This window comes from Mucilaginibacter sp. (assembly GCF_041660805.1).
Taxonomy (GTDB): domain Bacteria; phylum Bacteroidota; class Bacteroidia; order Sphingobacteriales; family Sphingobacteriaceae; genus Mucilaginibacter.
Genome location: NZ_JBAZVP010000015.1, coordinates 1 through 24,087, shown reverse-complemented (window position 1 = coordinate 24,087; position 24,087 = coordinate 1). Strand labels below are relative to the sequence as shown.

14 protein-coding genes are annotated in these 24,087 nt (G+C 35.5%); 4 read left to right on the top strand and 10 right to left on the bottom strand.

From position 1 onward, the window contains the following. Nucleotides 1–21: 21 nt before the first annotated feature. The 9 genes from WC743_RS17580 to WC743_RS17540 all read right to left on the bottom strand — a co-directional run bounded on the left by WC743_RS17580 (nucleotide 22) and on the right by WC743_RS17540 (nucleotide 19,622). Nucleotides 22–1,245: a glycosyltransferase family 4 protein gene (locus WC743_RS17580; RefSeq protein ID WP_373013988.1), complete on the bottom strand. Its 1,224-nt coding sequence runs from the start codon at nucleotides 1,243–1,245 to the stop codon at nucleotides 22–24. Next, on the bottom strand, nucleotides 1,242–2,414 hold the full coding sequence (locus tag WC743_RS17575) for a glycosyltransferase (protein WP_373013987.1): 1,173 nt from the start codon (nucleotides 2,412–2,414) through the stop codon (nucleotides 1,242–1,244). Before WC743_RS17575 ends, WC743_RS17580 begins: the two co-directional genes overlap by 4 nt. 128 nt (nucleotides 2,415–2,542) lie before the next feature. Next, nucleotides 2,543–3,556, bottom strand: coding sequence for a glycosyl hydrolase (locus tag WC743_RS17570; protein ID WP_373013985.1), 1,014 nt, complete (start codon nucleotides 3,554–3,556; stop codon nucleotides 2,543–2,545). Between the two features lie 10 nt (nucleotides 3,557–3,566). Then, on the bottom strand, nucleotides 3,567–4,025 hold the full coding sequence (locus WC743_RS17565) for a hypothetical protein (protein ID WP_373013984.1): 459 nt from the start codon (nucleotides 4,023–4,025) through the stop codon (nucleotides 3,567–3,569). A 901-nt stretch (nucleotides 4,026–4,926) separates the two neighbouring features. After that, the gene (locus WC743_RS17560) at nucleotides 4,927–7,221 is read right to left on the bottom strand and encodes a GumC family protein (RefSeq protein WP_373013983.1); all 2,295 of its coding nucleotides are present in this window, start codon (nucleotides 7,219–7,221) and stop codon (nucleotides 4,927–4,929) included. Nucleotides 7,222–7,282: 61 nt separating this feature from the next. Continuing rightward, nucleotides 7,283–8,080, bottom strand: a complete 798-nt coding sequence (locus tag WC743_RS17555; protein WP_373013982.1) for a polysaccharide biosynthesis/export family protein — start codon at nucleotides 8,078–8,080, stop codon at nucleotides 7,283–7,285. 366 nt (nucleotides 8,081–8,446) lie between these two features. Next, nucleotides 8,447–12,295 carry a malectin domain-containing carbohydrate-binding protein gene (locus WC743_RS17550; RefSeq protein ID WP_373013981.1) on the bottom strand — a complete coding sequence of 1,283 codons (3,849 nt, stop codon included), beginning with the start codon at nucleotides 12,293–12,295 and terminating at the stop codon, nucleotides 8,447–8,449. 125 nt (nucleotides 12,296–12,420) lie between these two features. Then, nucleotides 12,421–15,246 carry an Ig-like domain-containing protein gene (locus tag WC743_RS17545; protein WP_373013979.1) on the bottom strand — a complete coding sequence of 942 codons (2,826 nt, stop codon included), beginning with the start codon at nucleotides 15,244–15,246 and terminating at the stop codon, nucleotides 12,421–12,423. Nucleotides 15,247–15,320: 74 nt separating this feature from the next. After that, nucleotides 15,321–19,622, bottom strand: coding sequence for an Ig-like domain-containing protein (locus WC743_RS17540; protein WP_373013977.1), 4,302 nt, complete (start codon nucleotides 19,620–19,622; stop codon nucleotides 15,321–15,323). A 701-nt stretch (nucleotides 19,623–20,323) separates the two neighbouring features. Between WC743_RS17540 and WC743_RS17535 the strand changes: the two genes are divergently transcribed. Further along, nucleotides 20,324–20,848: a UpxY family transcription antiterminator gene (locus tag WC743_RS17535; RefSeq protein ID WP_373013975.1), complete on the top strand. Its 525-nt coding sequence runs from the start codon at nucleotides 20,324–20,326 to the stop codon at nucleotides 20,846–20,848. Between the two features lie 71 nt (nucleotides 20,849–20,919). Further along, entirely contained in the window at nucleotides 20,920–21,282 is a 363-nt protein-coding gene (locus WC743_RS17530) for a helix-turn-helix domain-containing protein (RefSeq protein WP_373013973.1), read from the top strand. A gap of 645 nt (nucleotides 21,283–21,927) precedes the next feature. Here the strand turns inward: WC743_RS17530 and WC743_RS17525 are convergent. Next, entirely contained in the window at nucleotides 21,928–22,359 is a 432-nt protein-coding gene (locus tag WC743_RS17525) for a hypothetical protein (protein ID WP_373013972.1), read from the bottom strand. Nucleotides 22,360–22,688: 329 nt separating this feature from the next. Between WC743_RS17525 and WC743_RS17520 the strand changes: the two genes are divergently transcribed. Both WC743_RS17520 and WC743_RS17515 read left to right on the top strand, forming a co-directional pair. Continuing rightward, the gene (locus tag WC743_RS17520) at nucleotides 22,689–23,081 is read left to right on the top strand and encodes a response regulator (RefSeq protein ID WP_373013970.1); all 393 of its coding nucleotides are present in this window, start codon (nucleotides 22,689–22,691) and stop codon (nucleotides 23,079–23,081) included. 235 nt (nucleotides 23,082–23,316) lie between these two features. Next, entirely contained in the window at nucleotides 23,317–23,670 is a 354-nt protein-coding gene (locus WC743_RS17515; RefSeq protein WP_373013969.1) for a hypothetical protein, read from the top strand. Nucleotides 23,671–24,087 lie beyond the last annotated feature (417 nt).

Below are 24,087 nucleotides of genomic sequence, written 5' to 3'. Positions count from 1 at the left end.
AGTATTTTAAAAATTCATTTTTTAAGTAAGGCGGGGGTGTACCCTCGCTTTACTTATTTCAGGCCCAATAGAAACAAACTGATGGTAAAGTTTCAAATAGTTAGCAATATATTGTTCTGAAGAAAACTTACCAGCTTGCTGCCCACATTGTTTTTTCTTTTCTACAACCTCATTTCTGTTGTTTAATATATGTTTTATTAAAATAGATAGTTCCCCTTCTTCGGGGCTATATATCCATGAATTGGCTGGGTTAAAAAGTTCTTTCAGACCTCCCCTGTCCGACTGGCATACGGGTACTAAATAAGATAGCGATTCAATTACAATTCGGCCAAACGGCTCATTCCATAAAGCAGGAATAAGCAGTACATCTATATTGTTATAAAAATCATAAGGCTTGGCAACCCCTAAAAATTCAAATTCAATATTTTCCAGCTTATGGGATAGTTGTTCAATAAACCCGGCGTCACCTTTGCCTGCAAATATGATCTTAAAGGCATCTTTTTGTTCACCTAATTTAGCCAATTCGTCAACCAGGTATTCTACCCCTTTATCCTTTGCAATTCGTCCAATGTAGCCAAATCTTAACTTTGGCGAATCAGATTTCATAAATTCAAAATCGTTTTTTTCGGTAGCATTATATATAACATTACTATTTAGCTTTGAAATAGGAAGATAGGTGCTATACTTATTTAGAATATAATTACTGATGCCTACAATATGATCAGGATACTTAAAAAAACCTTTTTTTATTGTATGCGTAACCGAACAAGGCAAACATAAACGCTCGCAATTTTTATCGTTATTATATAAATTGCACTTATGGCAAAGCAAATAATAATCACGTAGTGAATGTATTAAAGGTATTTTTTGTGATTTAATTGTGAGCCATAAAAACGGTGAAAAGCCTTGTATGTTGTTAGTGTGTGCCAGAGCAGGTCTTATCCGTTTCAATAAATTTGAAATTTTAAAATGATAAAACGGATTGCATGAATCAATAAGATGCCAAAATACTTTTAAAAATTGTGGAATGTTTTTTGAATCCCGATAGCTATTAAAAATATTCTTCTGCTTTAAACAAATTACAATAACCCCATTTACTCTGTAAACCTTATCAGCTAAACCAGTTGTAAGCACAAAAACACTATTTCCTGCCTTAACCATTCCTTCTGCTAATAGTTTAACAGATATTTCTGCACCTCCAACAAATGCCGGGTAATAGTAGGTATTAATGATCAGGACTCTCATGCCACTACAATAACCGGTTTAGGTTCTTCGACATTATTAGGTTTTACAACGTCGCCAGAGATGTATTTATTCATTACAAAAGATCTGATCTTGTTAACAAAAGACCCTTCGTCAAAAGATTCCGCGTGTGCGCGTATAAAAGCAGGATCAAAGGTGAGCGTTTCAAAAATACCTACAGCCTCTTTTAACGCATCTTTGGTTTGTTCATCAAAGAAAATCGCTGTTGCTTTCATTGCATCATCTTTATATGGCAACATGGTTTCCAAAATACCACCTTTCCCGTAAGCAATTACGGGCCTGCCAGATGCATTAGCTTCTAAAGGCGTTATCCCATAGTCTTCTAACTGCGGAAAAATAAAAGCCTTGCAATTTGCATAAACCTTCGCCAGGTCCTGAACATTTAATCCATTTAAAAACGTGATGTTAGGGCCGGCACTTAATTTAACCTCATTTTCTCTTGATCCTTTACCTACAATAACCAGCTTTTTCTCTGGCATATCGTTAAAGGCTTCCACAACCAGATCAATCTTTTTATAAGATTCGAACCGGGATACAACCAGAAAATAGTCGCCAATGGCATCTGCTACATAAAAATTCTCACATTTAACAGATGGATTAATTACTGTTATTTCATTTTTAGGGTGGTATGCATTTTGTATACGTGGTACCACTTCTTTTGAGTTTGTAATAAACCAGGTGGTTTTATTAGCAAAAGTCTTGTCAATATTTCTTAACATATCAATAACTTTTTTGTACAATATTTTTTTTATGGCCCCTGCTTTTACAACCTTCTCGTATGATTCTGTGCTCCAAACCAACCTGAACGGATTGTGACAATAAGTTATGATCAGTGCATTTGGATCTGTTTTAATATATTTTGCACAATGAGTTGTAGATTGTAATACAATATCATACCCGCTTACATCTAACTGTTGCATAGCCATTATTCCAAATGGGAAATAATAGCGCTTTAAGTTTTTTTCGCTTTTAATAAAACGCCCAAACCAGCTTGTTTTCACATTACAATCCTTAAACTCAGGGTAAGTGTTTTTAGAATCATAAGCAAGCGTAAAAACTGGTGCATCGGGAAAAGCATTGTGAAAACTTAACGCAACCTGTTCTGCACCACCTTTGCAAACCAGGTTATCATGTACTATTGCAATTTTCATATGTAATTAGTTTATTTTGTTTCTGAATAGACGATCATTTTCCTGTATAAGAGAGGCCCCTATATAAATGGGGTTAATACACTAAACTTATTGGGCTTGCAACAGAGCCAATACATTATTAGCATAAACTATTTTCGCTTTCGCAAAAAGTTTTGGATAACTTCTTTATATCCTGTATAAGCATCTTTCTCGATCATGCGACCTGAACCGTCTTTTTGGATAAGGCCGTAAGATGTTTCCAGCGGATAGCGTTGCCCTAATTCTGGCTGGTCATATAATTCATATATAAAAAACCCGCTAATAATCCCTTGAGATATAATTTGAGGAATGGTATTGTATAAATATTCCTTTTGCTTTGCAGAAGTTACTTTTAGGCTACCCTTGCCGTAATTAAACTCGGTGATCCAAATTGGTTTTTTAAATTGCTTGCTAACTCTTAAAAGTGCATTGCCAACAGGTGGCTTAGCATTAGTAATATCGCCCATGTTTGAATACCAATGACAGCCTATGATATCATAATCAACATTATTATCCTTCAACAACTGCAGATAATAAAAATGTATATAACTAACTGATATAGAAACCTTAATAGTTGATTTAACTGATTTTAAACCGTCAATAAATCCCTTTATTCCGGCAATTATTTTTTGTGCTTTTACCAGGTCATAATCACCTACTTTTAAACCGGTTAAATTACCTGGTAACAATATTTTATTATCAGCCTCGTTGCTAATCTCAACTACTGATATCATCTCTCCGTACTTACTGGCAAAGTTCTTGCCTTGATCATAGCTGGTTTGATAAGTAGCTTGCGCATCCAACCCTTTTAAACCTGATTGCATAAGCACCAGCAGTGTAGATATGTTGTTGTTTTTTAACCGTGACAGCATTTCAATAAACTGACTTTCTTTTTTTGCATAACCTTGTGGATCCAGCAATACATCAACACGGTAACTGTTAACTTTAAGATCATTCAATCTTTCTATCTGGTCATCCAAATTATTGGAATAAGCCTTTTGAGTTAAAGGGTGCCCGTTAATCCCCCAAACAAAATCCCTATCAACTTTTTGGGCATTTGCAGTAAAACTTAACACGGCAGCCATGGCTAGCAAGCCAACCTTTAATTTAAGTTTAAAATTCATAAATGGTAGGTTAGCTATTTGATAATTCAAGAGCATTTTGTTTTTCGCTCACGTGTTTTATTACAAACCCCAATGCTATGTAAATCCATAGAGATGGGTATGCAAATTCCGGAACCGAAGCCATCATAATAATATAAACCAATGCCAGGCCAAGTTTGTAACAAACTGATAATAAGGGCACCGATATTTTAAGCCACAGATTTCTTAGAACAAACCAGGTAAAAATTAAAAACCCTATAAGGCCATTGTTTACAATAATAGTTGAGAAAAAGTCAGTAGAGCGCACATAACCAAAGCCAATACCAAAAGCCTGGCTAAGGCTATTAAGGCTGGCCCAATATGAAACATGGTTTACAAAGCCATTGCTCCTGTCCCGGCCTGATGCAGCATTACCAGATATTTTACCCGCAAAAACAAAATTGTAAATGCTATCTAAAAGATGCTGGAACCTATCTAATTGAAGAATCAAGCATATAAATACTATAAAAATGCATATGTAATAGAAAATCTGGAACTGCCTCTTATATACAAACCAAAAACATGAAAACATAATTATACACATGTAAGCGGTTGTTGAAAATGATAACAAAAGACATCCCAATATCAGATATGTATCAAATTTTCTTTTTAGTGCGAAGCTTAATACCCAAAAAGGAAAAACCGTAAAAACAAACATCGATGGTTCGCCAGTATAGCCTTTAAATCGTAATAAACTTAACCCTCCCAAATTTACAGTTTGGAATAACGAAGCCGACTTTTCACCGTCTCCAAATGTGCGGTTTACTACAAAATCGCCACTTTGGCCGGTTAATAAGTAAAATACAAATTCATACAATCCATAAAAACAAAGTAGACGTATACCCCAGTATATATATGTAATAATACGTTCGGTTGAAAAGTATTTTACATATGCATAAATTATGAACCCTACAATCAACGATAAAGACTGGGTAAGGTGCGAGGTTCTATAAAACGTTTTGGTAAAATCGTTTCTGTTAATTAAAATAAGATTGCTTGATAACTTTAAATGGCTTACTAAGTTTATAAACTGAGAGCAAAAACTTAAGGTAAGCACAACCGCAAAAAAGTATCCTAATTCTAGCATAAACATTCCTTTTTCTTCTTTAAAAGTTGATAAAGGAATTAAAAAGAACATTAAACCGGCCATTACAGTAATAATGGTGGTACCCGGAATTACAGGTATAAGTAAAAATGCTGTTAATGGAAAGAATAGCATCAAAATATTGACGTATCTTTTTATAAACGGACCTGTTGTTTGTTCAACTGCCGGATAAACAGAATAACTATTAATCATTGCAAAAGAGGATGTATGAGTTGATGACTTAAAACAGATTTATGGATAGAATAATTTAATTACCGTAACCCATCCCATACCCGTAGCCGGTGTAGCCGGTCTTAGAAAAATCTACATCATTTATAACAAGGTATAGGTTATCTACTTTGTCATTTATTTGAATATTATTAATTATATCAATTTGTGCTTTGTCAGTATAATTATGCCTGCAAACGTAAATAGTCATATCTACATATTTTTGTATCACTAAAGCATCAGACACCAACCCTACAGGCGAACTGTCAATTAATACATAATCAAATCTTTTCCTCAGATCAGCAATTAATTCACCAAGCTTATCAGTAAGCAATAGTTCACTTGCATTGGCAACAACCGGGCCTGAAGAAATTATAAAGCAATTATGACTAAAAGCGGTTGGTTTAATAATGCTGTTAATATCAAGCCCGTCTAAAACATAATTTGAGAATCCCCTATCAGCATAATCAATGTCCAGCAACCCGGATAATTTTGGTTTCCTAAGATCCATCTCAATCATAACAACCCTTTTACCTGACATTGCCAGGGTGCTGGCCAGGTTGCATGTCATAAATGTTTTTCCCTCACCTTTAACGCTTGAGGTAATCATAATAACATTTGATTGATCGGGATCCAGTATGTTCCTGAGCTTAGTTCTCAGGGTCCTGAAACTTTCGGTTACGGGTGAGCGCGAAGTAATATCTACCAGGTATTTTTCTGATAAAGAGTTATGTCCAATTTTACCTATAATGGTAACGTCAGTTTGTTTTTCAATATCGGCTTCTGAACTAATTTTTGATCCAAACAAATGTTTTGAATTAACGTAACCAAATGGCACTATCAAGCCTAAAAAGAAAGACATAACATAAATAATCTGCTTTATGGGCTTTACAGGATCTTTAGTACTTTTTGCATTATCAATAATTCGGGAATATGGCATGTCTGCAGCTTTTGCCATTGCAGTTTCCTCGCGTTTTTGTAATAAATACACATACAATTGCTGTTTTAATTCTTGCTGCCTCGCATAATCAATCATTGCCCGCTGTTTACCCGGCACCTTTTTAATTGATCCGCTAATAGCATTATTCTGACTACTTAAGCCTGCGCTACTTAATTCCATTTCTTTTTTGTAGCTATCAATACTTTGCAGTAAGTTATGTCTGACAACTTGTATTTGCTGGTTAAGGTTTTGTACTACAGGGTTATCTTCAGTATATGATAACTTCCTCTTTTCCTTTTCATTAAGCAAATTATTGTACTGAGCAAGCCCTGCCGCAAAAGATGTATTTTGAATATTTATAGAGCTGGGAATTACGTCTTTATTTGACGAATCATTTAACCGGTTCTTTAAATCATTTATGATAGAAAGTTGTATTTGCTGCTGCTGATAACGATTAGCATATTCACTTGCATTACCAACCAGTACTTTTGATTGTTCATTAATATCGGTTATATCGTTACTGCTTCTGAAGTCCTGATAATTTTTTTCAATTTCATTTAGCTCGGTTGCAACAACAGCTATTCTTTTGTTAATAAAATCAATTGTGCTGTCAATATTTTTTCGTTTGTCAGCAATATTATCCATCAAATAGCGATTCATTATACTTTGTAAAATATCCTCTCCTTTTTTGGGATGTGGGTAATACAGGGTGAACATAACATTCGTTGTGGCTTTATCAGTAAACGACGCATCATAACCGGCTAACAGAATGTTTATGGCATCATCTTCAGAAAATATACGAACTGAATATTCAGAGCTTGTAAAGCTAATTCCATTGCGCCTTATAATTTTTATTTCATACTGCGGCAGATTTATGGATTTGCCAAAACTAACGGTACGATCTACGCCCTCATCTTCGCTGGTTATTTTTACAGTTGTGTCATTAACAATGTTTATTTTATAATCTCTCCATTTTAAAGAGTCGACCTTTGACTTAACCAGTTGAACATAAAACGGTGCTTCATGATAGATCTCTTTAGCTAACAAGCCGCTATTTGTAAAGTATTGCAAATTTAAATGCATGCTTTGCACAACTTCTTTCATCAAATTACGCGAACGTAGTATATCTCCCTCATTTTTAATATTGTCAGCAACGTTCAGTACCGAAGACACCCCACCGTTTGAAAACTGAGAAGATGCTTCGGGCGTATTTGGATGCTGTTGTAAAAGCATTGTACTGTATATAAGATATTGCTTTGTAGCAAACGTATTGTAGGCATACGCTAACCCTAAAAACAAAACAAGGCTAATTACAAAAAGGTACCAATTAGTTTTAGTTTGCAAAAGAAAATACCTGAGACCATTATTGCTTTCCTTTACTGGATTAGTTTTCATATAAGTTTAATTTAACTTGAAGATGGATAAAATGGTGGGCCAGATTATAGCCCAAAGTTTCTTATAGGTATCTTATGCCTAAGATTATTGCAGTAAATATTGTTGCTCCGGCTGAAATATATTTAATAACGTTATTATCGTTATTCAGAACTTTGGTTTTGTTAGGCTCTACATAAATAACATCGTTTTGCCTTAAGTAAAAGTAGGGAGAGTTAAGAATGTCTTTTCTTGTCATATCCATTTTTATGGATACGTTTCTTCCACTTGCGTCTTTACGGATCAATAATATATTTTCGCGTTTTCCATAGATGGTTAAATCGCCTGCATAACCAATTGCATCTAATAAAGTAACTTGTTCATTCGGCATAACATAAGAAGCCGGGCGATTTACTTCGCCTATTACGGTTATTTTAAAATTGGTAAACCTTATATCTACCACCGGGCTTTTTAATGTTAAAGCAGCCTTTTTTTCAACCAAACTCCTGGCTTCGAGAGTTGTTAAACCGGCTAATTTCATTTTTCCAATAATGGGGATATCAACAAATCCCTGCCTGTCAACTAAATATCCCGATATAGGTGTTACAGTACCCGATCCATAATTCACACCAATGGTTGAAAACCCTCCATTTCGTGAATTGATGCTGTTAGTAGCTTCGGGATCGAGCGTGTTTACGTTTATTGATAAAATATCATCCGGTTGGATAACTGGCTCTGTGTATTTAGCAATGGATATATCTGATGGTGAATTAGACTGAGATAGATCCTGAAAATACCTGAGTTTTTTTGTGTCTGCACAAGAACATAAAAGAAGTAATGTTAATGCAAATAAACAATGTGTTGTTAAAAATAGCTTTTTCATGAATGATCGGAATATTAAGTAAATAAATATTTGATGTTAGATAAACGATTGAAAATGCAAACAGAAAAAATCAGATAAACCTGTACCAGTATTGTGGTCAAGTCACTTTTAATACTGTTTTGGGCAGGTATTGGCAAAAAGCTTCGCCACTTCGCTCACAAAGCGAGAATTTAATATTTAATTTATATTGTGATAATATTTGTTATTGAGCGAATTAGTCAATAACATTTTCATTAACACATAACAAATATTACAAAAATATCAATGAGATTTATTCAAATCCAGACATTGATACATTTATGTAAAATTGTGTGCACTAATGTGAGAAAGTGAGGAATAAAGAATTATTTAGACGGGAAAAAAGAGCTATTCAACAACAAGTTTAGTATACAATTTGCCGGAGGTGGCACGTGCATTTATAATATAAACGCCTCTGCTTAGTACCGTATTTAAAGGAAATGTAACACTCGCATTACCCGATAAATCAGTAATAACAGATTGGCTTTGCATTAGTTTCCCCCAGGTATTTGTTACAGATACCAAGACCTTTTCTGATGCCGCAAAATTATTTAAATTCAAATTGAACAGGCTTCCGTTATTTGGATTTGGATAAACCATTATTTTCTTTTCTGAAGAAACCTCCGGAGGTGTTATTAATGTATTTACAGTACTTGCCAATAAGCTGCTGTTATTTGTAATTTGAAACAGTTCCATTGCTGCCAATGCTAATCTGTTAATAGTTGGATTAAATTTTATAGTTAATACGCCATCTGTAACCGTGGCGTTAAAGTCTTTAACAAGTGCCGTACGATAACCTACTTCACTGAAAATATCAAAATTGGATGATACCAGCTGATTTTCTATAGTGGTATTAAATACCCGCAGCCCCGGGCCCGTAAAATAATTTTCAACAAAATGCATTCGCACCTGGTAATTACCATTCGAAACCGGAATCTCATATCTTGTTTCAGCACCATCTGCAGTTGCAGATAAATAAGTCTGATATAAAGAATCAACGTCAGTACTCCTAATTGGGCCCGCTATTGCCTGTCCATCCAGCTTAATAGAGCCTTTACGGTATGAGACATCAGATTCATATGGAATATTCCCAATAGTAACACTTGAGTTTGAACCACTTTTTATGCGCTTTATGGCATTTACAGTAGAAGTAGCAGAATTAGCAATTCCATATAGAGGAATACGCATCGGTGATGCCGCACTATTATAGTTAATTAATAATGCAGCATTTTTAATACCAACACTTGTTGGCACAAACTTAATATTTAAAAGCTTTGAAGTTTGGATGTTAAGAGTGCCGGCCGGGAAAGCCCCCGCTGCAAATTCTGCAGCATCCGGACCAACAATTTGCATACTACTCAAAGTAATTGCCGGGTCGCTTGTGCCGTTTGGATAGGTTTTCCCCGTGTTTGTAAACGTTAATGGGACAGTGGTAGTTACCCCGGTTTGGGTTGGTGCAAAATTGACTGCCGTTACAGGTGATACCGCCAATTCAGAATAGTTAACTGTGCCAGAGTCGGGCCGCATGTTTTCCACATAATATATATTATCCTGATAATCATAGTTTGTAAATGGGGTACCCAGGTAATCACAATCTAAAAAGTATGCATTAGGTATAATATTTCCCTGTCCATCAAAAGCTTTTAAAATTCTTATCCCGATAAGGCTATCAACATTTTGGTTTCTATCTGTTGATGATGATCCAACCCTTAAGCCAAATTTTCCTGTAGGCGTAAAACTACCCTGCGCAAGAACAGTGCTTGAACCTATAAGCCTGGGCAATACAGATTGTCCATCGAGATTATTATGGGTAAACACATTTCTATTTGAGCTAGAACCTTTATCAAAATACCTTATTGATTCGACCGACAAGCAACACCCATGATAAGCAGCTACCTGATACACTGTTACCGGCTTGGTATTATCAACCCTTACAAAATAATTTGCGTTTACTTCGCTTGAATTGGGCACTCTTGTTTTTCCTTCTATGCCATTATCATCATGTGCATAACCAACAATACTTGTAAAACCAAATGCGTTTATAATTTGCTGTGCATACGGCTCATTAACACCCTCTCCTTCTTTTTGCCAAATGCCGCTTAATAGTACTTTTTTAATTGGAAAACTATTGTCGTTACTGGTTATAGTAAGGGTATCTGTAAATACTTTAAGCCTGCTTGCAGCATCTTTAGCTATAAATTGAATAGTTATATCAGTAAATGCTTTTGATAAAACAGATACAGGCACTTGAGATAAAGTATCTAAACCGATGGATACAATTTTCCATGCACTTGGGTTAGAAAGTTTAATATTGCTGATGGTAAGTTTCCCGGTGCCCTTGCTGTTAACCCTTAGTTTTACCCTATCATGGTTAGCATTGTAAGGGGTTGTATCAGGGCTTACCCTTCTCCATGGGGTTTGAATCAACGAAAATAGTAACCTGTTATCTGATGGAAAATTATCAAGGTTTTTTAAAACCATATAAACACCTGTTGTTGCCTGTGCAACTACACTAAAATTATATGTACTTGTAATGGTTTCATTATTATTACCATCAACCGCTTTTACTTTTAGGGCATAGTTACCAGCTGTACTTATAACAAATGGTGCTTTATAATCTATATAAGCGCCATCATTTAGGGAATATTGAAACAGAGCCAACCCGGAACCTCCTGTATCAGCAGCAGTTAAAAAAACCTGCACTTCACCATCATATGCATTGGTAGATTTTAGTACACCTGCAAAGCGGGCGCTTGCGGTTGGGTTTATTACATCTGTTACGGTAGCAGCAGGACTAAATGTTAAATAGTTCATTTTAGTATTTGCTCCGCCCGTTGCGTCAATTGTTAATTTACCATCTGTTACAGATACTTTTGCAGTAGCTGTACGATACTTTGTGGTTGCTGTATGACTAAAATCGGCAATGGTAGGTAAACCTTCAACGTTTATTTGATTATTACTATCATAATACCCAACATCGCCAGCACTAACTGTAACTACATATTGGCCGTTTGCCACAGCATACTCCCAGGTGCCTGGCACCTGGCCGCTTGTATTAGCCTGCATTTGTACCAATGAAAGTTGTTTAGGGTCGCCGGTTCCTGAGCGTAATCTCATATTTGCCTGTAAATTCACCGGTTGCTTTGTTACCGGATCTACCCAGCCGTATTTACGGGTTGCATCATATGGCAGGCCGGTATCTGCTATATAACCTGCCGGAACGGCTGCAGTGCCTGGCTGAAAGTTGATATTAACGTTTTGCGATACCGGAACTACTATAGAAGTTGCTGAAAAATCATCAAAATTATAGGTAACAGCGGTAGTAGCGTTTCGATGGGTTACATATATTCCTGCATAAGCAGTACTGGCAGTAGCTAGTCCCATACCTGCTATATTAATACCGGCTGGGTTATAACCTGATCCTACATTTATATAATTTACCCCATCTATAGAATAAAACCCCTCCACACTGTTTGTTGACGAATCAATGATCATACGTAAGCGCACAGTTTGATTATTTAAACCACTTATTACGGCAGTAGCACGTTGGTCGGGGTTGCTTGTTCCGGGTGTTGTTGATGATACATCATTTATTTCTTTTCTTAACTCTATCTTATTGCCTATAATAGTTAATTTAATAAATGTTTTGTCATTCAATCCATACCACAAACCAGCTTGCTGAGATTGGGTGCCGTTAAACGGGTTGATTACCTTCACCTCTAATTGCAGTTTGGTTACAGGGTTTATTTGTACACCTAAAATATTAAGCTGATTGTTGTTAGTTAGAAAATCAATTCCTTTATTAGTAACTAATTGCAGTTGCCCACCAGTTACGGTAATTTTAGAAGGAACATATCCCGGTACCTCACTGATTGTGGGTTGGCCATCAGCAGATAATCTGGCACCTGAATAAGTGTTAACAGTAGTAAAACCTGTTCCAAGTCCATTTTTATCTAAAATAGTGCCGGCTATACCAGCATTATAATTTAAATTGAATGGCAGGCTAACCTTTATGGCAGCACAAGAGAGTGTACTTACCGGGGCACAGGTATCTGCCATGCTTAAATTGTTAGCATAAATTACCCCCCACTTATTGTTGGTAATACCATAAGCCTTACCATAGCAAAAGCTACATATTATAATAATATGCAATATTTGCTTATATAAAGCTTTTTTAAGTAAATAGTTAGTTTTCATTGTTATATCGTTTTTAATAGGTAGTGTAAACTTTATACTTTATAAATGAAAAGGACACAAAAAGGCCACCAACAGAACAGCTCACAATAATTCTATTGATGGTAACCCCAGCTTGAAATATGTATTTAGTGTTTATTTGAATACACTATTCTGGCAATTGACTGCTTAACGGTTGGTTGTTTTACTTTTAAAAGTGTTATCTGAGAAATTAAATTCGGGTTTTCATTCCAATTGAATTCACTGATATATAGGTTGCCATTTTTAACATCCTCAACAATATCAAGCGGATTAGCAAACCCTGCCATACCTACCAAACCATTGTTACCAATGCCGCTGGCTACATGCTTTATATTATAAATAGTATCTGCATTGTTTAATAAGCGATGTTTATCTTTAGAACCTGGCTCTAATACTATAATGTCTCCCCCGCCACTAAACCGGCAAATAAGCAGCTTACCTTTTAATGCGCCATTAAATGCATCACTTTTATATTCTATAATACCATTAGGAGATTTGTTGAACCCAAAATCATACGCAGCGCCCCTATAATTTACATCCGGCTTAACGTTTGGCGCAAAAACAGGATTATCTGCAAATCCTCTGTTAATAACATACTCCCCTCTTAATGGATTGGGGTGGCCAAAATATCCAACTGGCTTATCGGGGTTAACACGAAACAGCCAATCATGCTGAACAGGTACATTTTGTGTTGCGGCAATGGCAGGGCCATTATAGTAAGTTCCATTGGGCCTTTTAGTGCCTTTAACCGAAGCGGGTGAGTTGCCTCCTCCACCCGAGCCATTAGCAGGAATGTATAATTGGCCATTGCTGTGCCAAACCATGTCATACGCATTTCTGATGCCTGAGGCATATATAGTAAGTGGTGAGCTTATGCTGTATGGGTTGTAAGTTCCATCAGCCATTTTTGCAGTTACATTTGATGCATGGTTTATTAAATTTTGATTGGCCGTAGTTTTTACATCGAGCGGCCATTTTATTTTGTTAAGCTTTTTTATATCTAAACGTAATACAGAACCAGCCAATAGCGTTTCATTTCTTTGCCAGCCCTTATCATAATTACCGGCCGAACTATTGCTTCCAATTGATATATATAAGGCACTGTCTGGCCCAAAGGCCATGCTATTAACCATATGATCTCTGGTTGACCTGGGTAAATTAACTATTACTTGCTGCTCATTTTCAAGCTTAGGCCCGTTAATTCTGGATATATTGCCATCAAACATAGGTGCTGCAGTTAGCCCTGATGATGACGAATAAGATACCCATGCTATTAAATTTTTTGCTGTTGAGTGAATATCAAAAGTTAATCCTATTGCAGTTGTTTTACCATGCTTTTTTATCATAGTGTTGATTTGCTCAAGACCACTCAACATTCCTGTAGTATGGTCTACTTTATATCTTTCAATACCACCATCAATTTTAAGAGCATAAAATTTGCCATCGGGCCCAAAAGTTAGAGCGGTATATTTTTTATTCTGTGTACCCGGAACTGATACTTTTGTAAATTCTGCTTTTAAAATATTACTGGAATCAACCGGAGCTGTCGCTGTTGAAAAAGAAGACTCATATGGTATTAAGGATTTTCCACTGTAAGATTTAACACCAGAGGTAATTATAAATTTGTAATAGGCGTTAGGTTCTAGCGGGTGTAGTGGCGAAAAACTTATCGCGTCTCCCCCACCGGTACCCTGCACATTTCCCGGTACCATTTCGGCATTCCCATTACTCATTTTTAATAACTTAACGGTTTTATTGTTAATGGTAACATTGTTTATTCCGCCCGTAAAACCGTTAATTGCCGGTAAGTAAAGATTGTTTGCAGCAATTGTAGTGTTATTAACCATGCATGATCCGTTTTCAGGAATAGAAGCAATAACATAGGGCCTGCTATTTACCACCACGTTTACCTGAATAGTTACACTGGAAGTGCTAAAGCCCGGAGCTGATGCTTGTAATTTAACCCGATATGTACCAACAGGTAATTTACCCGCTGCTGAATAATCAAACAATAATTCTTTATCTCCATTTAAAGTATTAGCAGGAAACTTTAACCAGTTTGTGGCTCCTGCACTATAATTTGCAGTTAAATGATAACTAATATCTTGCTTTAATGAGTTACCAAGCTTAACTGCAACTGATTTATTTTCATTCAGGTCCTTATTTATCAGCAAATTTTGAGCAGCAGGTAATAAGTACAGATAGGGTGCTATTGTAACTGGCTCAACTTCAACATAACAAATTTTTGTATTGGTACCCCCTTCTGCATCAATTGTAAGGTAACCATCACTTACAGTTACGGTAACTGTAGCTGTTTTAAACCTCCCCGGACTTCTTAGTTTCCCAAACGGAACAAAATTTGATATTGCCTTTACGCCCTCAACATTAATACAATCAATTTCTTTTGCTTTTCCAATTGCACCATCTCCTGTTGCAACAGTAACCTTATACTCCCCATTTAAAACCTTTAACTCCCAATATCCATTTACTCTGGTACCATTAAATGTACCGTACCGCAAACGGTTAATATCATCTGCCTGCATATGAATAAATGTTGAAAGCAACACATCTTCAGGCTCGTCTCTTGCCCTTCCATTACCACCTAAAGAAACAGGCATACTATCTGCCGTGTTTTTCCATCCGTATACTAATTGTGAGCCTTCATAAATACCAGGATGGTTTGAAAACGGCTCACCGGCATCTTTAAGCCAACCGGGAGGCGGAAATGTCTTTTCATCCTGAAAATTAATTTTTATTGTTTCAACTGCAGGAGTTGATACAAGGCTAAATATTTCGGAAGCCAACTGTGTGTTTTGCTGCTTAATTGAAGCTTTAGCCAAATCTTTTTTATACTCAAAAAACAGTAGAAATAAAGTTCCGAACAACAGGGCACATAATAAAAGAATGTTTCTGAATAGCTTAAAAATGTTCATGATTAAATATGAAAGGTTAAATGGATATGAATAAACAAGAAAAAATGGATATGAATAAACAGGAAAAAGGGATCTTATCTGATAAGTATAATTTTTGAACTTATCGAGCCTGATAAGTAAGTGGCACGCACTACATAAAAAGTGTTCATGCCCGGGTCGCTCATTAATATTTGGGTATTAAATTCGCCGTCATCACTGATGGGCGCTTGCATGGTTTTAAGTGTGTTGCCGCGCATATCATAAACAGTTAAAATTGTATTTTCATGCTTGTTAAAGTTTTTCAATTGTATATTTAAAGGTGTTCCCGTACTTGCATTAGGGTTCGGATATACTATTAGCTTCCGTTGCTCTTTAGATAAATTTTTTGCAGTAATTATTTCGTTATCGGCTTTACTTTCAATTGATTCTATTTCCGGCTTGTTACTTAAATCCGCTTCTCCGGTTACATCATCCATACTGGTTACTATCAATTTTGTACTTATTGATTTTGCATTTGATTGTGCAGCGTTAACTTTAAAGGAGATGGCACTGTTCCTTTTTAATATTAAAGGTGATTTAGTTGTGGGTAATTTAATATCGGCTATTTTAAATCCGGTGGCATCCTCACCTGTAAGGCTAATATCTTTAACTCTTAAAACGCCGTCGCCTCTATTAGCCAGGGTAATAATATATTTTTTCTTTCGTGAATCATTAGCTGGTTCGGCAGTGGCGCTTACCGCTAACATAGCAAGCGGAGGACTTGGTTGTGACTGGACACGCAAGAGTGTAATTTGTGAGCTTGCAGAAGGTATATCATTCCAGTTAAATTCAATAACATATAAATTACCGTTAGTCTCATCTTCAACTATATCTAACGGGTTAATAAAACCCGACATGCCAATAAGCCCGCTGTTGGACGAGCCTGAAACAACCTTTACAATATCATATATATGATCATCTGAACCAATATCAGTTCTTTTCACCATTGATCCTGGTTCCATAACAACAATGTCTCCGCCTCCACTAAAACGACATACTAATAACTTGCCTTTTAATACCCCATTAAATGTGTTGCTTTTATACTCAAGCGCACCATTTGGTGAGTGATTGAGGCCAAAATCATAACCCGGGCGAAAGTTATTATCCGGTACAATATTAGGAGCGTACAATGGATTATCCTGAAATCCTCTGTTTATAACATATTCTCCCCTTAGCGGATTTGGGTGTCCATAAAAACCAACGGGTTTTGATGGGTTTACCCTAAACAACCAATCTACCTGAACCTTTACACCTGTAGTTGCAGGTATAACAGGTCCGTTGTAAAAAGTACCGTTTACCTTGCGTGTGCCAGCCACTGAAGCCGGGGAATTACCGCCACCGCCTGAACCGTTGGTTGGTAAATAAAGCTGCCCGTTTGAATGCCAAACTAAATCATATGCATTGCGTACGCCCGATGCATAAATTGTTATTGGCGAAGTACTGGCATATGGGTTGTAAGTACCATCGCTCATTGTGGCTGAATTTGAAGGTGCATTATTTATAATGCTTTGACTGGTAGTAGTTTTAACATTTAAAGGCAATGTAAACGCATTCAACTTTTGAACATCCAACCGCAAAACTGTTCCGGAAAGCAAGCTTTCGCTTCGTTGCCAGTCATTATCATAAGAACCTGCGGAACTGTTACTCCCCTGGCAAATATAAAGTGCGTTATCCGGCCCAAATGCAAGGCTATTTACCAAATGGTCTCTTGTTGAACGAGGGAGCTTAGTAACCATTAATTGCTCCATTTGCAAATTATTTCCGTTTAAGCGGGATATATTCCCATCAAACTCCGGCGCAGTGGTAAGGCCACCAGAACAATGGGATACCCAAACAATTAAATTTGAAGCTGTTGATTGAGGATCAAAAACTAATCCTATTGCAGACCGTGCACCATACTTATTAAATAATGTATTTATGGTGAATTTATTTGATAATGTGCCATCAGCATGGTTAATATTAAATCTTTCAATAATGCCATCCAGCCGCAACGCATATAATTTATCATCAGGGCCAATTTTTAGGGTACTATACTTTATGTTTTGAGTACCAGGGATAGGAACTTTTGCAAACTGAGCATTGAGAAAGCCGCTGGTATCTATTTTCGCTTCATCAGTAGTAAATGTTGCTTCATAGGGTGAAAACGCCGCGCCCGAATAAGATTTAACACCAGCGGTAACCATAAATTTGTAAATTGTTGCAGGTGCCAGATTGCTGGAAGGTGAAAAACTTATAGCATCACCACCACCGGTTCCCTGTACAACACCACTTACCTGAGTATAAGTTGTATCAATTAATTTCATCAACTTTACTGTTGTACTGGTAATAGTACTGTTATCAACCCCTCCGGTTGTGCCACTTACCACCGGTACATGTAAGTTGTTTGCTGCTATACTTACAGTGTTTATGGATACTTTTTTAGCACCATTCAAAGGTGTTGATGATATAACATACGGCCTTAAACTATCAACAACATTTATTTGAACGGCTAATTTTGCACTTGTATATTGTGATGAAGTTGCCGTTATTGTAGCCTTATATATACCTACCGCCAAATTTTTAGCACCAGAATAATTGACAGTTATTTGCGGTTGTATTCCGGAATATGTTGAATTAAAACTTAACCATCCGGTAGCTCCGGCTGCGTAGCTGGCTTTTAAACTATAAGAAGATGTTAAATTTTTTGAATTCCCGAGTTTTACTAAAAAGGTATTTACCTGTGTTGATCCTTTTTTGATTATAATGTTTTGCGTGCTTGTACTCCAATACAAATAAGGAGCTGTAGAAACAGGCACAACAGCCGCATAATTTATTTTTGTGTTTTGCCCTCCTGTTGCATCAATAGTTAAACGCTCATCGGCAACGGTTACTCTTATTGTTGCCGACTTAAAACGGGTATTTGTACCTACGTTACCTACGGGTATGAAATTTGAAATTGCATTTACACCTTCAATATTAATGGTGTGCCTTTCGGGAGATGAGTTTACTAAACCATCGCCTACTGCTACTGTTGCATCATATACCCCATTTGGTACACTTAACTCCCAATACCCTTCAATTTTTGTACCCGTAAATGAGCCGCTTATATTATTAGCCTGCATGTGCATTAGGGTTGCAAACAAAATATCCTCTGGCGTATTTCTATTTCGCCCGTTTGCTGTCAAACTCAATAAGCTGTTATCTGATTTCCTTTTCCAACCGTAGGTTAGTTCAGATGCCTGATAAAGCCCTGTACGTGGGCCATAGGCCTGTCCATAGTCTCTTACATAAGCGACCGGCGGAACTGTGGCCTTGTCCTGGAAATTTATTCTTACCGCTCTGTCCGGGATACTGTCTACAATGTTTAGATTTATAAGAAGCGTTGCATCTGTATACCCGGGAGATTTACATGTAACTAAAGCCTGATAATTACCGGCAGCCAGGTTTGTATTAATGTTTTGCGGGCCAAATTTAAGGCTATCAGTTTGGCCGGAAGGTAGTTGTAGCCAACTGGCAGATGATTTGGATAAAGTATATGGCGGCCTTACAGGATCACCCCGTACAACTACTGTTTGTGATAACACTGGCGAACCCTGAAGTGCAGTAAAGTCGAGCTTATCTACTGAAAAAGAAAGAGCATACTGACTTGTCTGACTTATATTTGAAACTTTAAAATCATCGAATTTATAATTTATTGGAGTGGGGCCATTCCGGTAAGTAGCAAATACACCCGCATAAGCTGTACTGTCAGTAATTCCCATGCTTGTTATATTCACGCTGGAAGTTGCATATGTGGCGCCTGTACTGTTATAGTTTGTGCCATTGGTTGAATAAAAACCTTCAGCTGTTTTAGAAGCCGAGTCTATAATTAATCTAAGCCATACAGTTTGTGTTTGTAAATTGTTAATAACAGGGGTTACACGCTGATCAGGATTAGCTGTGCCCGCAACGGTGCTTGACAGATCATTAAGCTCTTTTCTTAATTCAACTTTATTACCAGTTATACCTAATTTTATATAGGTTTTGTCATTAAATCCAAACCATATCCCAGCCTGTTGTGATTGTGTTCCATAATAGGGATTAATTACTTTAACTTCTATCTGAAATTTGCCTCCGGTTGATATTTTGACACCTAAGGTGTTCAGTTGATTATTATTCGTTAAATAATCAATGCCTTTAGAGGATGTAATTTGTAGTTGGCCACCTGTAATTAAAATTTTAGAGGGTTCATAACCTGGTACAAACTGATTTGAAACACTACCATCCGCAGATAAGCGTACCCCAGAATAATTATTAACGGTAGTAAAACCTGTGCCCTGCCCGTTAATATCATTTAATGTGCCGGGCATTGGCGCATTAAATGTCGAGATATACGGCATATTAACCTTAATTGCATCACAAGGGAGAGTACTCACGGGGCTGCAAGTATCTTGCACTATTCCCTCTATTATGCCAAATTTTAAATTGGTGCCTCCAAAAGCATTGGAACATGCTAACATAAACGTGCAAAACAATAACCATTTATTTTTCATAACATTTATAATGAAATGGGTTTGAAAATAAGATTTAATGCTTTAGCTGAGAGTGTGGGGGGAGGATCTGACTGAGAATGTAGGTATGATTGAGAATGTAAGCATGCTTCTAATACAGCTTCGCTATTCTCACTTACATGTAAGTAATTAAATTATAAGCCTAAGGCAAGTCACAATTTTAATAAATAATAAGCAAAAAATAAGGATTTTAATACGCTTGTACAACGATTGTAAAAATGTGTGAAAATTGTGTGTAAATGTGCACAACAAAAAATGTGTAAATAAGACACACCCAGGCTTTAAAAACAACCTATAATAACTTCAAATTTAAGCTAATTAGCTTATAACTAATCACTTTTGCAGGCTTAATGTAATTACACAGATTTACACACGTTGTTACACAACCTTTCTAAACTGGCAAAACGACCTTTCTTTTAATTTAATTTAGTTGGATGAAATATGTGTCAATTAATGTTCTAAGTAACATAATTGCACCATAAATTAAATAGCTATAAATAAAAGATTCACATACTACTAATTTGATTTTTATGATAAAAACTTTAAATAAGCAATGGATGGTACTTTATACACGTTCGAGATGGGAAAAAAAAGTGGATCAATTATTAACAGATCAAAATATTACTTCGTTTTGCCCGCTTGTTAAAACAAATCGTAAATGGGTTGATCGGAACAAAATAGTAGAAGTTCCTTTATTTAACTCTTACCTGTTTGTACATGCCGATCAATTTGAATTGATAAAAGCAACACAAACATCTGGTGTAATTAATTACATATCACACTGTGGCAAACCCGCCACTATAAACAATATAGAGATTGAGCGCATACGCACTATAGTAAATACTTACTCAGATATTGAAACGGTTCCATTAAACAATATAAAAATAGGCGAATATGTAACCGTTAAAAACGGGCCTCTTTTAAATCATAATGGAGAAATACAAAAGATCCAGGGTAAATCAGTTGTAATGATAATTGAAAATTTAAACTGTGCACTCACGGTAAAAATCGATCAGAAAGAACTTTCAGTCCGTGGACGATCAGCTATTTGTTAATTATTTTTTATGAAGTACGTACATAGAGTTTAAAATTTATCACCGATCTAAATAACTAATTGCAAAATATTATGGACAAACATTATGGTCAAATAGTTGAACTGGTTATCCGCAAAAAAGGATATAGTATTAGTGAACTTGCACGTTTATCGCAAATCAATAGAAAATGTGTGTATAATTGGTTTAACCAAAAGTACCTAAAACCCGAAATTATTTACAGCGTTGGCTGCATTATTCATCATGATTTTTCTGTTGAGTTTCCAGAGTTGTTTACTAAAGAAGATTTTACACGCAGCAGTGTTGTGGATAGTTCCGGAAATTTGTCAATCGTTGGGGAAATAAATGCCATAAACTGGAAAGATAAATATATTGATCTATTAGAAAAATATAACAACCTTTTATTAAAACAACTGGAGAACGACTCTCAAATATAATATTATATCCCCCCCTTATTTTGCCAGGCAGCAATATCAGAATCAAATTCTAATAGCATCCCACCTATATTCTACATTAAATTTATTCATAAAAAGAAGCCCTCTCATAATTACTATGGGGCGGTTTTATTTTTAATGAGCTTGAGCTATCTAATAAGAAGAAAGTTAGTAAGGGGTAGTTTATTGAGATTTTTTGCTGGTTAAACCAATTATAGCTTACAATAAGCCCGCCACTTTTTGAACTTGAGCAATAAAAAGCAACTAATATTGGCTTCCGTTTTGTTGGCCCTCCCAGTTAACTTATGGCCAGGTTAAGCTTGATATGTACAAACGCCGGTTCCGGATTAACCGGTCGATATTTACGATATTGTTAAAGTTGACGTCGGATGTCTTCTATCCGTGTAATCACCTGCTGCACCACCCCCGCTGGGTGCTGTTATGGCATCAGTCCTTCAAAAATATATATAGTATGCGGTATGGCTAACTGATCTGGTAAGCCAGCTTAAAATCCCTGTTTTCGGATTCTTTCTCATGCCTTAAGTTTAAGAATAAGGCTTTTTTTTAAAATAGAAAAAATGCCCCTTTTGAGGAGACAACTTTCTTTATATTTTACTTGTAGAAATTTACATTTAACATTTATAACTTTTACGGAATTATAATTTTTGAATACCATAACTCATTAGCTTCCCTTATGGCTTCGTTATGAAATATTTGTTTTTCTTCTCTGCTGTATACATTTAATATAACCCTTTGGTCTTCATCTATTGGAGTAACATTAATGTCAAGATTATATTTAGCCTGATATCTGATATAGTAAACAGCCATGCTTGCATCAATATCATAAATATTCATTTTGTCTGGTGTGCCAAATGATACGCTGCACTTTTTTTCACATTCAACTGTTAATTTACCATATCCATAGTCCCTGTCTTGACTCAGATCCTTTTTAACACAGCCTGTAGTAGCTATCATAATGGTTAACATACAAATTCCTTTCCTAACGGAGAATAATTGAAATCCTCCCTTCACAAACGGGACTAAATTTAAGCCCGCTGATTCATTTTTTGCACTTTTCATAATGTTAATATATTTATGTTTTAAGTAAAAATAAAGTTAATAAGTAGCAAAAAGCTGATTTACCCAAAAGTGTATAACATGTTGAGAAATAGTGTATAAAGTGGCAAGGATATGTGTAGCTATAAATATTGACAGACATATTATTAAAAAAATAAGCTTGGTATTAAGCTTAAAAAATGGTAAAGCCTATCATTTTAAATTGCCGGAAAGTAAAAAAAGAGTGTGAAAAAAAATGTGCTGATAACGGTATGGCTTTGAATGTAAAATGGTGTTTATAAACAATAAATTTGAGTAATAGATTTCTTTGACCTATAGTAACTCAAATATTTATGTGTAAGCTTATAGTTCTTGATGATGATCAAATACAGCATTTAATTATTAAAAGAATGCTGATGAATTATGACCAATTGAATGACACTATTTATAGCACTGACGGGCACACTATACTTGATTTTTTAAAATTGCACAAAAAGGATAAAAGTATTTTACCTGAAATACTTTTAATGGATTTACATATGCCTAAGTTAAATGGCTGGAAGTTTTTAGATCATTTAGAAGTTTTGTACCCACAACTAATTAAGCCAATTACTGTATATATATTAAGCTCGTCTATAGATCCCAAAGATATAAAACGCTGTAGTAAATACCCTTTTGTTAAATCTTACCTGGTTAAACCAGTTACCAAAGAAGCGTTAAATCCTATAATGGAAAATATTCATTAGAATAGCGTAAAATAATAATAGCAATTATTTTAGCACTCCCTCCTAATTAATTAACAATCTTATAATCTTTAGTTATTATATTTCACGTATTTATACATGCATTTTTACGTATTTATACGTGTGTATATTAAAAAAAAATCATAAATTGCATATGCATTAATTGCGAAAAATTACATATTTTTAATGACGTAATTTAAAATTAACCCTATCATGAATTTTTAATAAAAATTGAATTATGGATAAACATTATGGGCAAATTGTAGAGTACAGAGTTCGAAAAAATGGGTATAGCATAAGTGATTTGGCAAGAAGCATACATGTAAACAGAAGATCTATTTACAATTGGTTTAATCAAACACATCTAAAAAAAGAAGTTATATTCCAAATTGGATGTGTTTTAAGACACGATTTTTCACAGGAGTTTCCTGAATTATTTGTCAGCGAAGATTTTAAAATTGTAAAAAACAAATCATTCAAACAAATACCAGATGTTAATTCTGAATATGCTAACGTTGAAAATGAAATGTATAAAACAAAATATGTTTCACTTTTAGAAAAGTATAATGAGTTATTAGTAAGTGCTATTTAATAAATTAAAAAACACTACTATTATTCCTATTTGCTTTAGTTATATATTCATTTTTAATACTGCTATTGTCAAAATCATAAAATTCATAGGATTATGAATAATTAATTACTTGCCTCTATTATTATTAATATATATTATTTTTGAGTCTCACTCATTAAGTAAGTAAATTATTATACACTAAATAGTATAAATGCTTCAGCATGGTTCTAATATAAGTTAACCTGCTTATATTAGCAGACTGTTTTAAGCAAATATGAAAGACCTTATTAAGGAGTTGCGCTTGGAAATTGCCCGGTTCAATACCTTCATCATAGAAAATTATTTACTACACATTGAAACTTCAGATAATAATACTGAACCAGTTCGTTACTTTCATAATGTGTTTCATAAGCTTAGTACCGGCTTGGGTGATTTTGG

Bases quoted from the DNA above. Each gene is read 5' to 3' on its own strand.
- WC743_RS17580 (WP_373013988.1), bottom strand. From the start codon at position 1,245: ATGAGAGTCCTGATCATTAATACCTACTATTACCCGGCATTTGTTGGA.
- WC743_RS17575 (WP_373013987.1), bottom strand. From the start codon at position 2,414: ATGAAAATTGCAATAGTACATGATAACCTGGTTTGCAAAGGTGGTGCA.
- WC743_RS17570 (WP_373013985.1), bottom strand. From the start codon at position 3,556: ATGAATTTTAAACTTAAATTAAAGGTTGGCTTGCTAGCCATGGCTGCC.
- WC743_RS17560 (WP_373013983.1), bottom strand. From the start codon at position 7,221: ATGAAAACTAATCCAGTAAAGGAAAGCAATAATGGTCTCAGGTATTTT.
- WC743_RS17555 (WP_373013982.1), bottom strand. From the start codon at position 8,080: ATGAAAAAGCTATTTTTAACAACACATTGTTTATTTGCATTAACATTA.
- WC743_RS17550 (WP_373013981.1), bottom strand. From the start codon at position 12,295: ATGAAAACTAACTATTTACTTAAAAAAGCTTTATATAAGCAAATATTG.
- WC743_RS17545 (WP_373013979.1), bottom strand. From the start codon at position 15,246: ATGAACATTTTTAAGCTATTCAGAAACATTCTTTTATTATGTGCCCTG.
- WC743_RS17540 (WP_373013977.1), bottom strand. From the start codon at position 19,622: ATGCCGTATATCTCGACATTTAATGCGCCAATGCCCGGCACATTAAAT.
- WC743_RS17535 (WP_373013975.1), top strand. From the start codon at position 20,324: ATGATAAAAACTTTAAATAAGCAATGGATGGTACTTTATACACGTTCG.
- WC743_RS17530 (WP_373013973.1), top strand. From the start codon at position 20,920: ATGGACAAACATTATGGTCAAATAGTTGAACTGGTTATCCGCAAAAAA.
- WC743_RS17525 (WP_373013972.1), bottom strand. From the start codon at position 22,359: ATGAAAAGTGCAAAAAATGAATCAGCGGGCTTAAATTTAGTCCCGTTT.
- WC743_RS17520 (WP_373013970.1), top strand. From the start codon at position 22,689: ATGTGTAAGCTTATAGTTCTTGATGATGATCAAATACAGCATTTAATT.
- WC743_RS17515 (WP_373013969.1), top strand. From the start codon at position 23,317: ATGGATAAACATTATGGGCAAATTGTAGAGTACAGAGTTCGAAAAAAT.